This is a genomic window from Stenotrophomonas sp. YJH_SMC_133 (assembly GCF_059370655.1).
The window spans coordinates 190,916-204,017 of sequence record NZ_JCAFTW010000011.1 but is presented as its reverse complement, the minus strand read 5'-3'; the positions used below and the strand labels follow the sequence as shown (position 1 = coordinate 204,017).

The window sequence follows — 13,102 nt, the reverse complement described above, 5'->3', positions numbered from 1 at the left end:
CCAGCAACTGTTCGGGCGGATCAAGGGAGATTCCGGCGTGGGCGCCAAGCTACATGGCGATCGTCGAGATCCAGGCTCGTACGGCGGCCCACGCCGGCTCTCGACACCTACGCTGACAGATTTTCATCAGATAAGGCTTGGTCGCCGCATCCATGCGGCTCACACCCCGCAAACCCACAGTGCCCCGCCTTCGACAGTTGCCTGCTGCTGTTGGTAGGTGTCGACCTTGGTCGACACGATCCACGCCATGCGTGGATGACTCTCCATCGAAATCGAATATTTCGAGATCTGAAACATCTGAGCCGAGCATGGCTCGGCTCTACAGAAGGCAATGCCCGACAGATCGCGGAAAACTGTCGAAGGCGGGGTGGGTCCGGTTGTGGGGGCGTGAGCCGCATGGATGCGGCGACCGAGCTTACATGGACGTACTTGCAGCGTCCCCCGCAACCGGACCCACCCCGCCATCCCCCAGGAACCCAGCTTTTGCTCCGGCTGTTGCTTCGGCTCTGGCTCTGGCCTCTGCCGGTGCCGGTGCCGGGTGCAACCCGGCCGATACCCTCCCGGTGCTAGGCTGTGGCTAACGACAACCACGGAGGCGGGATGGGGGCGATCGTGTTGTTGCCGCTGTGCGTGGACGATGCCGCGCTCGACCGCTGCCTGGCCGCACTGGATGCCGGCACCGCGCCGGGCACCGCGGTCTGGTTGGCCGACGATGCGCAGACCGGGCCGCGCGCGCAGGCGGTGGTGGAACATTGGTTGGCGCATACGCCACTGCAGGCCGAGTACACCCGCCGCGCGCGGCCGCTGGGCGAGGTGGCCCACCTGGACGAGATGTTGCGCGCCTGCGATGGCATGGACGTGGCGGTGCTGGCACCGGACAGCGTGCCCGCGCCGGGCTGGCTGCAGCAGCTGCAGGACACCTTCGCCCGCGATGCCGCCATCGCCACCGCAACCCCGTGGTGCAATGCCGGCGAAACCGCTGCGTGGCCACGGCTGGGCGAAATCAATCCCGAACCCCATGATCCGGCCCTGCTGGCGCATACCTGTGCCACATTGCCAACCCTGCACCCCGAGCTGCCGTCCGCAGTCACCCATGCGGTGCTGGTGCGGGGCAACGCGCGTCGACGTGCCGGGGGCCTGGACGTGGACAGCTACGCCGGCTGGAACGCGGCGCTGGTGGACCTGAGCCTGCGCATGGCCGGCCTGGGATGGCGCAACGTGCTGTGCGAGACCGCCTTCGTCAGCCGGGCAGGGGAGGCGGTCAGCCGTGACGGCGATCTTGAAGCGCTGGCTGCGCGCTGGCCGGGCTGGGTGCCTCGGTTGGCGGACTTCCTGATGCACGACCCGCTGCGCGGGCTGCGTGCCGACCTGCAGCAGCGCATGCGGCAGGCGATAATGCCGAAGGAACAGGGCGACCTGTTCGTTCCTTCCGCGCCGGAGCCACCCGTTTGAATGTTGCCATCGCCGCCATCGTCGTCACCTACCAGAGCGGCAGCACCATCGATGCCTGTCTCTCGCGCCTGCGCCAGGCGCGGGACGTGGCCGAAATCCGGGTGATCGACAACGGCTCGATGGATGGCACGCTGGATATCGTGCAGCGCCATGCCAGCCACGACCCGCGCGTGCGTTTTGTCGGCAATCCGGACAATCCCGGCTTTGCCGCCGCAAACAACCAGGGGGTGGCCGATTCGCACAGCCCGTGGCTGGCCTTCATCAACCCGGACCTGATGGTCGAGCCCGATACTCTGGCCGAGCTGCGCAGCCGTGCCGAACGGTTGGGGGATTGCCTGCTGGGTGTCGAACAGCTGGACGAGCATGGCCATGCCGACGAGGCCGTGCGCCGTCGTGATCCGGATTTCCTGTTGATGCTGCGTTCGCCCGGCAAAGGCTCGAAGCTGTCGGTCCCGCGCGATCCGCAGCAGGCGCTGCAGCGGGTGCCGGCGTTGTCTGGCGCGCTGCTGCTGATGCCGCGTGCGCTGTTCGACCGCATCGGTGGCTGGGACGCTGGCTATCGCCTGCACGCCGAAGACCTGGACTTGTGCCGGCGCGCACGTGAGGCTGGCGCGGTGGTGGCGATCGCCAACGACCTGCAGGTCACCCATGTGCGCGGTGTCTCCAGCCGCTCACGGCCGTTCTTCGTGGAATGGCACAAGCACCGGGGCCTGTGGCGCTATTTCCAGAAGTTCGAGGCCAGTCAGCGTTCGCTGCCGGTGCGCGTGGCGGTGTGGGGCGCGATCTGGGCGCACGCCCTGATGCTGGTGCCGCGCCTGCTGCGCAGGTCGTTGTAGAGCCGAGCCCACGCTCGGCTGCATGGATAGGGTCATCCACGCATGGTGTGGATCCACTGGCCGCGCCCCCGGTTCACCCTGCTGGGCGCATAATCCGCCCCATGCCTATCATCCAGTCCCTGCTCGACACCGACCTGTACAAGTTCACCATGATGCAGGCGGTGCTCCACCAGCACCCCGGTGCCCAGGTGCAGTACCGGTTCAAGTGCCGCACGCCCGGCATCGACCTGGCCCATTACATCGACCAGATCGACGAAGAGATCGATCACCTGTGCAGCCTGCGTTTCAGCGACGCGGAGCTGGATTACATGCGTGGCCTGCGCTTCGTGAAGCCCGACTTCGCCGATTTCCTCGGCCTGTTCCACCTCGACCGCAAGTACATCCAGCTGCGCGCGTCGAAGACCGTGCCCGGCGAGATCGAACTGGACATCACCGGCCCGTGGCTGCACACCATCCTGTTCGAAGTGCCGCTGCTGGCGATCATCAACGAAGTCTGGTTCCGCAACACCACCACGCCTGACTTCGCCGAAGGCGAGCGCCGCCTGCAGGCCAAGGCCGCGCTGCTGCGCGATACCCCCGGTTTCGAACAGTGCCGCATCGCCGACTACGGCAGCCGCCGCCGCTACTCGCGCGACTGGCACGCGCGCCTGCTGCCGCTGCTGCGCGATGCACTGGGCCCGCAGCTGGTCGGCACCAGCAACGTGCACTTCGCCCGCCTGTATGGCATGACCCCGCACGGCACCATGGCCCATGAGTATCTGCAGGCCTTCCAGGCGCTGGGCCCACGCCTGCGTGACTCGCAGGTGGCGGCGCTGGAATCGTGGGCACGCGAGTATCGCGGCGACCTCGGCATCGCGCTGTCCGACGTGGTCGGCCTGGATGCGTTCCTGCGCGACTTCGATATGTACTTCTGCAAGCTGTTCGACGGTGTCCGCCACGATTCGGGCGATCCGTTCGACTGGGGCGACCGCATGCTGGCGCACTTCCAGCAGCGCCGCGTCGATCCGCGCAGCAAGGTGCTGGTGTTCAGCGATGGGCTCGACATCGCCAAGGTCATGCGCCTGTACGACTACTTCCGTGGTCGCTGCCAGGTCGCGTTCGGCGTCGGCACCCACCTGACCAATGATCTGGGTCCGACGCCGCTGAACATCGTGATCAAGATGGTCCGCTGCAACGGCCAGCCGGTGGCCAAGCTCAGCGATTCGCCGGGCAAGAGCATGTGCGACGACCCCGGCTACCTGGCCTACCTGCGTCAGGTCTTCGAGCTGCCGCAGCCGGAGTAACCGCGCCGGCCTTCAGTGCTGCTTACAGGTAGTCGACCACCACCAGGTAGGCACCCTGCAGCGGCTGCTGCTTCGAAGCCTGCACGCTGTAGCGCTCGGAGAAGGCGATATCGCCGGCGCGCATCGCGCTGGCCGACACCGACAGCTTCTGCCCCTGGCGCTTGCCGTCGCGCAGCGTCGCGGCCTGGCCATCGGCCAGCGCCGTCACAGCCACCGTCGAGCCCTTGGCCGACGGCGGGCAGGCCGCCAGGCTCAGCTCGCCCTGGGACAGGTTGGTCATGCAGCCCGGCTCGGCGATACGGCCGCTGAAACGAATGCTGCCGCTGCTGGCCTGGGCCAGCGCACTGACGGACATCAGGGCCACGCACAGCAGAAGGGAGGTTCTCATGACACGTTCTCTGGTTCGGTGTGTCCTAGTTAGCGACAGGTTCGATCCGTCTTTAATAGGACGATTCCGAATCTGCTAGGGCCATCACCAACAAAGAGTGATGCGCATCAAATAAGGTGATTTCCACCTTAAAAAGGCCTGTTTCCGCGCATGCCGAATGCGCCGCCAGGTGCGTCATGCAGGGTCGTTTGTGGCCTGATCCGGCCACCGTCAAATTCCTTGCGCTCCCCCAACCATGATTTCGCCTAACACGTCACATTTGAGGCGTCAATGAATTGGCGTTCAGAAAAATAATGAGACTTTCATCACAGTTGTGCCTATACTTGCGTCACGGATTCAGGGGAAGGTATGTCCGAGTCCGGCCACAGGTGAGACGCAAGGATGGGTCTTGATAGCCCGGCAGTGCTCCTTGCTTCCTCCTCTACTTCTCATCTCTTCAGTAGGGTTAGGTAAAAGCGAATGCACAAGATCAACCTCATTGCCGCTCTGATGCTGGCCGCCGCTCCGCTGGCCGCCAACGCCGCCGACGGCACCATCACCTTCAACGGCAAGGTGACCGACAAGACCTGCACCATCTCGACCCCGGGCGGCAAGGACTTCGCCGTCAACCTGCCGACCGTGTCCAAGAACACCCTGGCCACCGCCGGTGCCGTCGCCGGTCGTACCCCGTTCGCCATCAACCTGACCAAGTGCAGCGCCGGCAACGTCGCGACCTACTTTGAGCCGGGTTCGACCGTTGACTTCAACACCGGCCGCCTGCTGAACCAGGCCTCGGCCAACGCTGCCACCAACGTGCAGCTGCAGCTGCTGGGCTCGAACAACCAGGTCCTGCCGATCAAGGCTGCCGGCGCTGGCCTGGCCCAGACCAACTCGCAGTGGGTCACCGTCGGCACCGACGGCTCGGCCGACCTGAACTACTACGCTGAGTACTACGCCACTGCCGCCGCCACCCCGGGCGACGTCACCAGCAGCGTCAAGTACACGATCATCTACAACTGATCGTAGCCGTACCCGCACTGGCCGGCGTACGCGCCGGCCCGTGCATCGCGGCCCCTGGCCACATACCTCGAGCGTAGTACTTCCGATGAAAGCATTCTTTCCCCGGGCGCTGCTGCTGGCAGCGTTCACGCTGCCCTTCTGCCAGAACGCTCTGGCCGGCGTGGTGGTCAATGGCACGCGAGTGATCTATCCGGCGCAGGCGCGCGAAGTCACCGTGCAGGTCGACAACGTGGGCGATTCGCCGGCGCTGGTGCAGGCCTGGATCGACAGCGGCGACGCCAACCAGACCGCCGATACCAGCGATGCCCCGTTCGTACTGACGCCGCCGATCGCGCGCGTCGAGCCGGGCCGCAGCCAGGCGCTGCGACTGATCTTCTCCGGCGCGCAGTTGCCGACCGACCGCGAGTCGGTGTTCTGGCTCAACGTGCTGGATGTGCCGCCGTCCCCGGACAACGCTGACAGCGGCGAACAGAATTACCTGCAGGTCGCGTTTCGTTCGCGCCTGAAACTTTTCTACCGGCCGCAGGGCCTGAAGGGCGTCGCCAACGATGCACCGGCAGCGCTGCGCTGGACCCGCAATGGCGACCGCCTGCGGGTGGAAAACCCGAGCCCCTTCCACGTCACTCTGGCCGAAGTACATGCCGTGAGCGGCAGCAGTGAAAAGGCCGTCGAGGACAAGGGCGCGATGGTCGCGCCGAAGCAGAGCCTGGAGTTCGCCGCACCGGCGGGCACCGACCAGGTCCGCTTCATCACCATCAACGACTACGGCGGCCGGGTGGAACACACCATCCGCCTCGGCAGCACCGGGGGCTGAACGCGCCGCGCCGGCCCCTGGCCTGCGCATCCCGCCACCGCCGCTGTGCGGCGAATTGAAGGAATGTCAGTGTGATCGGAAACAGATTGACATTGTCGATCCATCAGGCGCTTTGCCTGCTGGTTGCTGGTGTGGCCTGCCCAGGATGGGCGCTGGCTGCCCCGGCCAATCTCGGCGAACAGGCGCTGATGGCGCAGAGTGGTGCGGCCAATGCGCGTGCACCGGAATCGGCGCAGTTCAACTCCAGCTTCCTGTCTGGCCAGGCCAAGCAGGTGGACCTGGCGGCCTTCAGCAACGGCAACCCGATGGTGGCCGGCAACTATCGTGTCGACGTGTACGTCAACGGTGCCTGGCAGGGCCGTCGCGATCTGCAGTTCAAGGCCGATGCGCAGGGCCGTGTCGACGCCTGCCTGCCGCTGCCGATGCTGGAAGAAATGGGCGTGGACAGCGAGGCCATGCTGCTGCAGCAGGATCCGTCCGTGCCCACCGACAAGACCAGCTGCGTGCCGGTCCAGCAGCGCATGGCCAATGCCTATGGCGTCTATGACAGCGGCAACCTGCGCTACGACCTGAGCATCCCGCAGGTGTTCCTGCGCCGCGAGGCGCGTGGCTACGTCAACCCGGCGCTGTGGGACCGTGGCATCAATGCCGGTTTCGTCGGCTACAGCTTCAATGCCATCGACAGCGACAGCCGCGTCGAAGGTGGCCAGCGCAACCGCAGTGCCTACCTCGGCCTCAACGCCGGCATGAACCTGGGTGGCTGGCAGTTCCGCCACGATTCGAACCTGACCTGGTCCGAGGGCGACGGCCGCCATTGGCAGAGCATCGCCACCTATGCGCAGCGCGGCATTCCGCAGGTGCGCGGCATGCTCACCATCGGTGAGGCCTACACCACCGGTGAACTGTTCGATTCGATCGGTTACCGCGGTGCCAGCCTGGCCAGCGACGACCGCATGCTGCCCGATTCGCTGCGCGGTTACGCGCCGGTCGTGCGCGGCATCGCCGAGACCAACGCGCGCATCGAAGTGCGCCAGAACGAGCAGCTGATCTACTCCTCCACCGTGTCGCCGGGCAGCTTCGTCATCGACGACCTGTACCCGACCGGTTACGGCGGTGATCTGGAAGTGAGCGTGATCGAGGCCGATGGCCGCCGCCGCGAATTCAAGGTGCCGTTCGGTTCGGTGCCGCAGATGCTGCGCGAAGGCGTGTCGCGTTACTCGCTGACGGCCGGCCAGGTGCGCAACAAGCTGCTGGCCGATGAGCCGTGGCTGGTGCAGGGCACCTACCAGCGCGGTATCGGCAACCAGCTGACCCTGTACGGTGGCAGTGCACTGAGCGATGGCTACCTGTCGCTGCTGTACGGCGTCGGCCTGTCCACGCCGGTCGGCGCATTCGCTGCCGACGTCACCCATGCGCGTACCTCGTTCGATCACTACGGCAACCACACCGGTGCCAGCGTGCGCTTGAGCTACAGCAACATGATCGGCGAGACCGGGACCAACCTGACGCTGGCCGCCTACCGCTATTCGACCGAAGGCTTCTACAGCCTGCAGGACGCGCTGTACGGCCGTGATTCGGACAAGCGCGGCATCGATCCGACCACCCGTGGCCGCCAGCGCAGCCAGTTCCAGGTAACGCTGAACCAGCCGCTGGGCCGTCGCGGCGGTGCGCTGTACGTGACCGGTTCGGTGCGTGACTTCTACGACCGTTCCGGCACCTCCAAGCAGTACCAGGTGGGCTACAACAACGCTTGGCGTTCGGTGAACTACGGCTTCTCGGCGCTGCGCACCGAAGAGGGCGTGCTGGGCCGTTCCGACACCCAGTACCTGTTGTCGATGAGCGTGCCGCTGGGCCGTGGTTCCCACCCGGTGTCGTTCAGCGCCGATCTCGGCGTGCGCGACCGCGGTGGCTATGACAACAGCCACGTCGGCATCACCGGTTCGGCCGGTGTCGACAACAACTTCAGCTACGGCGTGGCCCTGTCCGATTCCCGCGAAGGTGGCACCACCGCGGTCGGCAACGCCGAGTACCGCAGCCGCTACTCCGCGTTGAACGCGACCTACAGCCACTCGCGCGATTTCCGCCAGGCTTCGGTCGGTGCCAACGGCAGCGTGGTCGTGCATCCGGGCGGCTTCACCTTCACCCCGCAGCGTGGCGACACCATGGTGCTGGTGGAAGCGCCGGGCGCACGCGATGCGATCGTCAGCAACGCCCCGGGCCTGCGCGTCGATGGCCGCGGCTACGCGGTGGTCCCGTACGTGTCGCCGTACCGCCTCAACACCGTCACCCTCGACCCGCAGGGCATGGCCCACGACGTCGAGCTGGAAAGCACCAGCCAGTCGATCGCGCCGTTCGCCGGTGCCATCAGCTACCTGCGCTTCGATACCCGCAAGGGCAACGCGCTGCTGATCCAGGTGCGCAACCCGGATGGCCGCACCATGCCGTTCGGTGCGCAGGTCAAGGATGAGCAGGGCCAGCCGGTGGGCATGGTCAGCCAGGGTGGCCGCCTGTACGTGCGCAGTGAAAAGAACCAGGGCAGCCTGCTGGTGGAGTGGGGCGCCGGCGCCGACCAGCGCTGCACCGTCGATTACCAGGTTCCGGCGGGCGCAGATGCGTCCAAGACCGGCTTCATTCCGCTGGAGGCAGCATGCCGATGATTTCTTCCCGTGGCCGCAAGGCATTCACCGGCCTCGCATTGCTGGGCGGTGTGTTGCTGGCACAGCAGGCCAGTGCGGCCTGCCGCATCCAGATCAACGGTTTCGTTGCGCAGGACGTCACCATGGACATGGGGCAGATCGTGATCCTGCCCAGCACGCCGGTCGGTGGCGTGATCAAGGAAATCAGCGAATCGATCAACCAGCGTGACCGGGTTGCCAGCTGTGACTGGAACGGCGGCTACTCGCGCGGAGAGTATGTCAACGCGGCGCAGAGGCGTCCGGTACCGGGATTTGCAGACACCTTTGAAACCGATGTCCCAGGCGTTGGCATCAAGCTGTTCCGAGACGCAGGGACGTTCCAGGTCTATTACCCGCATTCGATTCCCTTCGGCTACACGACCGTCACGCTGAACGGCGGTCGCTTCCGCATCCAGCTGATCAAGACTGCCGCTCAGACCGGTTCCGGCGTGATCGCGCCGAATGGCCGCTTCACCACGTACTACTTCGACGGCGATGGCCCTGGCCGGCCGGTGCTGACCTCGACCTTCAAGGGCTCGGGCACCACCGTGGTCAGCCCGACCTGTGAAGTGCAGGCCGGCAGCCGCAATATCGCCGTCGATTTCGGCAGCGTGCCCAACACTACCTTCACCGGTGTCGGTTCCAAGGCCGTTGACCGCGATTTCGAGATCCGCCTGAACTGCCAGGGCAGCAATGTCGCGCAGTACCAGAGCAAGATCGGCATCCGCCTCGATGCCGATCAGGACAGCTCGAACATGCCGGGCGTGCTGAAGCTCAGTGCGGCCACCAACAGCGCCACCCGCATCGGCATCCAGATGGTCCAGCGCGATGGCACCACCGAGCGCGAAGTGCGCTTCGGCCAGACCGTCAATGTCGGTACCACTACCCCCGGCACCAGCACGATGACCTTGCCGCTGCGCGCCCGCTATGTGCAGACCCAGGCCGGCACGGTCGGTGCCGGTGTCGCGAACGGCCAGGCCACCTTCACCATCCAGTACGAGTAAGGCGGCCCCAGGCCGCAGCCACTGCTGCGTTCCACCGCAACGTCGCCCGTGACACGGGCGACGTTGACTGCGTCTTGATCTTCCAACGATGAAGATCAATGCCACGACGCGCGTACCATCATTCGAATGTGATGTACGTCGCGATTTTGGAGTCTCCTCATGAGGTGACCGTCTCCTGCCTGCGGGTATTGGACGGGAACGCCGAAAGGATCCAGACGTGGCTACAGCTCCTGGCATTTCCCCGCACCGGCTGTCCGGAGCGCTGCGGTGAAGGTCCTGTCGGTGTTCGGCACGCGACCGGAAGCGATCAAGATGGGGCCGCTGGTGCGAGCCCTGGCCGAGGCTGCGGACATCGAATCGGTGGTCTGCATCACCGGCCAGCACCGGGCGATGCTGGACCAGGTGATGTCGCTGTTCGAGATCACCGCCGACCATGACCTGGATGTCATGGTGCCCAACCAGACCCTCAATGGCCTGTGTTCCAGGCTGTTCGAACGGCTTGACGCGCTGTACACGCAGGTCCGTCCGGACCGGGTGCTGGTGCACGGCGATACCACCACGGCGATGACCGCGGCGCTGGCCGCGTTCCACCACCGCATTCCGATCGGTCATGTCGAGGCCGGACTGCGCACCGGTGACATCAACCGGCCGTGGCCGGAGGAAATGAACCGGCGGGTGATCGATGTGGTCGGCCACCAGTTGTACGCGCCCACGCCCAGCTCGCGCGCCAACCTGGCCGGTGAACACCTGGGCGGGCAGATCCTGGTCACCGGCAACACCGTCATCGATGCCCTGCAGCAGACTGTAGAGCGCCTGGATGCCGACCCGGCGCTGCGTGCGCGGGCTGACGAACCCTTCCACATGCTTGACCCCGATCGTCGCCTGCTGCTGGTCACCGGCCACCGCCGCGAGAGCTTCGGGCAGGGCTTCGAGGACATCTGCCGTGCGCTGGCTGAACTGGCACGACGGCCGGACCTGCAGGTGCTGTACCCGGTGCATCTGAACCCGAACGTGCAGGGCCCGGTCAACGCCCACCTCGGCCATCTCGACAACGTGCACCTGGTGCCGCCGCAGGACTACCTGCGCTTCGTGCGGCTGATGCAGCGCGCCGATGTCATCCTCACCGACTCCGGTGGCGTGCAGGAAGAGGCGCCGGCGCTGGCCAAGCCGGTGCTGGTCATGCGCGACGTCACCGAACGCCCGGAGGCGGTCGAGGCCGGTGTGGTGACGCTGGTCGGCACCACGCCCTCGCGCATTGTCGAGGCAGTCAACGCGGCACTGGCACAACCACCGCACCCGACCCGCTTCGATCCCGGCGCCAGCCCCTATGGCGATGGCCGCGCCAGCGCGCGCATCGTCGCCGCCCTGCGTGGTACGCCGCTTCCCGAATTCTCGCCCGGCCTCCGCAGCAGCGGCGCCGTCCACCCCCATCCACGCGAAGTGACGCCATGACCCAGACCGGCCGCTCTCCCCTGTTTGCATCCGCCGCTGCGTTCGTCCTGTCGGGCGTGGTTGGCAGTGCCCATGCCGCCGACAGCGTCGCCGGCCAGTTCGCCGAGTGGAGCGGCGACAGCACGGTCAGCCGGCAGATGACCCTGCGTGAACTCGGTTTCCGCCAACCGCTGGTGCTCAGCGGGCAGGAGAGCCAGCGCGAGATCTACCTGCCGGTGCCGGCCGGTGTCGCCACTCACGATGCGCAGCTGCAGCTGGATGGGCGCTACGTGCGCGGCCACGCCGGGCGCACGTCCGGCCTGTGGTCGGTCGATGGCGATCCGATCGCCGCACGCTCGATCACCGACGCACAGGGTGACGCCAGCCAGCTGCTGGCCATCGATGGCGAACCCCGCCAGAACGGCTTCGTGCGGGTCGGCGTCGGCTGGTGGTCGATCGTGTCCGACTACCAATGTGCCGACCAGAGCGCGCCGGCCAACGTGCTGCGGCTGTCGCCGGACTCGCGCTTCAGCTACCGCTTCGACGGCCGCGCCGTGGACACCGTGGCCAAGGCCTGGGGCGCGCTGCCCCCGCAGGTGCGCCTGCTGGTGGACGGCAAGGCGCTGCAGGCCCCCATCTATGACGCGGCCTGGCGCATTGGCGCGGCCCTGCAGGCCGGTGGCAAGCAGGTGCAGGTGCTGGCACTGCCCAAGGTCGGTGACAGCGTCGACCTGACCGGCATCAGCATCCCGGCCAGCCTGCAGGTCGTGCCGGCCTATGCCGCGCTGGCCAATGGCGAGCGCGTGCATGCGATCAAGGATCTGGCCGAAGTGGGGGCACTGCTGTCGCTGCGTGACAGTGGGCCATTGGCCGCAGAGGTGATGATCGGCAGCGATGCGCTGCGCGCTGGCGTGCGCACGGCACTGGATGCGCTGGCCGCACAGGTTGCCACCGCTGGCGCCGACGCGGGCACGGCGTTCGCCGCGTGGCGCGGTACCGACATGGGTGGCCTGGAAAAGCCCACGGCCACCGCCTCGGTCCGCGTGGTGGCCGTTGCCGGCCGTCCGACGCTGGTAGTCGACCCGGCGGCGGCGGGCAAGGTCGCCGGGCTGTTCGCCGAGCAGTGGCGCAGCTATGCACTGGGCCTAAGCCTGCAGGTCAGCGCAGCGGGCACGCCGAAGCTGGACGGTGACCAGGTGCTGCTGAGCCGACTCGGCAACATCGCCGGCACGATGGATGTCGTGACCCGCGCGGACCGCAGCGCCAGCTTCGACCTCGGCGCGTTGTCGGCCGATGGGCGCCTGCCCGAGGAAGTGGTGATCGATGTCTCGGCGGCCCCCAATGCGGCCGGGCAGGGCGCGGTGGCCACGATCCATTTCAACGATTACCTGCTGGGCGGCAAGGTGCTGTCGGCCAACGGCCAGCCGCAACGGCTGGTGGCCAGGGTGCCGGCCTACGCGCTGTCGGCACGCAACGAGATCCGCGTCAGCTTCCTGCGCCAGCCGGCACGCCCCTATTGCCACGATCCGGCCACCGCGTATCCGGTCTCGATCCTGCCCAGCAGCCACCTGACCCTGGCCAAGCGTTCGCTGGGCAGTGACTTCGTCGGTGCCAGCAGCCAGCTGTCACGCGGCAACCAGATGTTCGTGCCCGCTACGTGGCTGCAGGACGCGCCGGCATCGCTGCGCAAGGTGATCGCGGTGGCCAGTGCAGTGGGGGCCTCGCCAGAGGCGTCGGAGCTGAAGGTGGTCGATGCCGGTGCGGCGATCAGCCCGGGTGCGCCGTGGCTGGCTTTCGGTGTGGCGCCGTCGGGTGTCGATGTGGCCGGCCTGAAGGACGGCCACCTGCTGATCGGCGGGAAGCCTCAGCCGCTGCTGGATGTCAGCGGCCTGGATCGCGCCGCGGTGGTGCAGGTCGGCACCTCCGGCGGCCAGCTTGGCGTGCTGTACAGCGATCTGGGTGCACAGGCACCGTCGTTCGGCGCACCGTTCCGGCTGCTGCGCGGTGATCTGGCGGTGCTCGACGGCAATGATGCCGTGCGTGAGTTTGATCGCCAGGATCCTTACGGGAGCCACGTTGCCCAGGATGGCAATCCACAATCAAAGTGGGAACGGCACATGGTCTGGTTGCTGCTGCTGGTCGGCGTGATCGTGTTCGCGCTGCTGGCCGCCCGCGTCACCCAGGTGCGCCGCCGCAAGTCCGCCAACACAGGGCACTGAT

Annotated in this window: 10 protein-coding genes; 9 read left to right on the top strand and 1 reads right to left on the bottom strand. The window is 66.7% G+C overall.

The genetic code is table 11. The annotated features are described in order from the left end of the window. Positions 1–600 precede the first annotated feature (600 nt). The 3 genes from AC5P78_RS16830 (at position 601) to pncB (ending at position 3,571) form a co-directional block, all read left to right on the top strand. Positions 601–1,452 carry a glycosyltransferase family 2 protein gene (locus tag AC5P78_RS16830; protein ID WP_062607827.1) on the top strand — a complete coding sequence of 284 codons (852 nt, stop codon included), beginning with the start codon at positions 601–603 and terminating at the stop codon, positions 1,450–1,452. Beyond that, positions 1,449–2,288, top strand: a complete 840-nt coding sequence (locus tag AC5P78_RS16825) for a glycosyltransferase family 2 protein (RefSeq protein ID WP_043033840.1) — start codon at positions 1,449–1,451, stop codon at positions 2,286–2,288. Before AC5P78_RS16830 ends, AC5P78_RS16825 begins: the two co-directional genes overlap by 4 nt. 101 nt (positions 2,289–2,389) lie before the next feature. Then, positions 2,390–3,571: a nicotinate phosphoribosyltransferase gene (gene pncB / locus AC5P78_RS16820; RefSeq protein WP_099484707.1), complete on the top strand. Its 1,182-nt coding sequence runs from the start codon at positions 2,390–2,392 to the stop codon at positions 3,569–3,571. A gap of 22 nt (positions 3,572–3,593) precedes the next feature. Here the strand turns inward: pncB and AC5P78_RS16815 are convergent, their stop codons facing one another. Continuing rightward, positions 3,594–3,959: a hypothetical protein gene (locus AC5P78_RS16815; protein WP_005408037.1), complete on the bottom strand. Its 366-nt coding sequence runs from the start codon at positions 3,957–3,959 to the stop codon at positions 3,594–3,596. 459 nt (positions 3,960–4,418) lie between these two features. On the opposite strand from AC5P78_RS16815, the gene AC5P78_RS16810 reads away from it, so the two are divergent. The 6 genes from AC5P78_RS16810 (at position 4,419) to AC5P78_RS16785 (ending at position 13,101) form a co-directional block, all read left to right on the top strand. After that, a complete protein-coding gene (locus AC5P78_RS16810) occupies positions 4,419–4,958 on the top strand; it encodes a fimbrial protein (protein ID WP_005408038.1) in 540 nt (179 codons plus the stop codon). A gap of 85 nt (positions 4,959–5,043) precedes the next feature. Further along, the gene (locus AC5P78_RS16805; protein WP_088436096.1) at positions 5,044–5,772 is read left to right on the top strand and encodes a fimbrial biogenesis chaperone; all 729 of its coding nucleotides are present in this window, start codon (positions 5,044–5,046) and stop codon (positions 5,770–5,772) included. A 92-nt stretch (positions 5,773–5,864) separates the two neighbouring features. Then, complete coding sequence (locus AC5P78_RS16800) at positions 5,865–8,429, top strand: fimbria/pilus outer membrane usher protein (protein ID WP_495217302.1); 2,565 nt, start codon at positions 5,865–5,867, stop codon at positions 8,427–8,429. Then, entirely contained in the window at positions 8,420–9,451 is a 1,032-nt protein-coding gene (locus tag AC5P78_RS16795; RefSeq protein WP_099484705.1) for a fimbrial protein, read from the top strand. Before AC5P78_RS16800 ends, AC5P78_RS16795 begins: the two co-directional genes overlap by 10 nt. Positions 9,452–9,718: 267 nt before the next feature. Continuing rightward, the gene (wecB, locus tag AC5P78_RS16790; protein WP_099484704.1) at positions 9,719–10,903 is read left to right on the top strand and encodes a non-hydrolyzing UDP-N-acetylglucosamine 2-epimerase; all 1,185 of its coding nucleotides are present in this window, start codon (positions 9,719–9,721) and stop codon (positions 10,901–10,903) included. Continuing rightward, a complete protein-coding gene (locus tag AC5P78_RS16785; protein WP_414498559.1) occupies positions 10,900–13,101 on the top strand; it encodes a hypothetical protein in 2,202 nt (733 codons plus the stop codon). The genes wecB and AC5P78_RS16785 overlap by 4 nt, the downstream gene beginning before the upstream one ends. Position 13,102: the final 1 nt, after the last annotated feature.

What these genes read in the sequence shown, in the direction of transcription:
- pncB (WP_099484707.1), top strand. Translation starts at nt 2,390, where the DNA reads ATGCCTATCATCCAGTCCCTGCTCGACACCGACCTGTACAAGTTCACC.
- AC5P78_RS16805 (WP_088436096.1), top strand. Translation starts at nt 5,044, where the DNA reads ATGAAAGCATTCTTTCCCCGGGCGCTGCTGCTGGCAGCGTTCACGCTG.
- AC5P78_RS16815 (WP_005408037.1), bottom strand. Translation starts at nt 3,959, where the DNA reads ATGAGAACCTCCCTTCTGCTGTGCGTGGCCCTGATGTCCGTCAGTGCG.
- AC5P78_RS16795 (WP_099484705.1), top strand. Translation starts at nt 8,420, where the DNA reads ATGCCGATGATTTCTTCCCGTGGCCGCAAGGCATTCACCGGCCTCGCA.
- AC5P78_RS16810 (WP_005408038.1), top strand. Translation starts at nt 4,419, where the DNA reads ATGCACAAGATCAACCTCATTGCCGCTCTGATGCTGGCCGCCGCTCCG.
- AC5P78_RS16830 (WP_062607827.1), top strand. Translation starts at nt 601, where the DNA reads ATGGGGGCGATCGTGTTGTTGCCGCTGTGCGTGGACGATGCCGCGCTC.
- AC5P78_RS16785 (WP_414498559.1), top strand. Translation starts at nt 10,900, where the DNA reads ATGACCCAGACCGGCCGCTCTCCCCTGTTTGCATCCGCCGCTGCGTTC.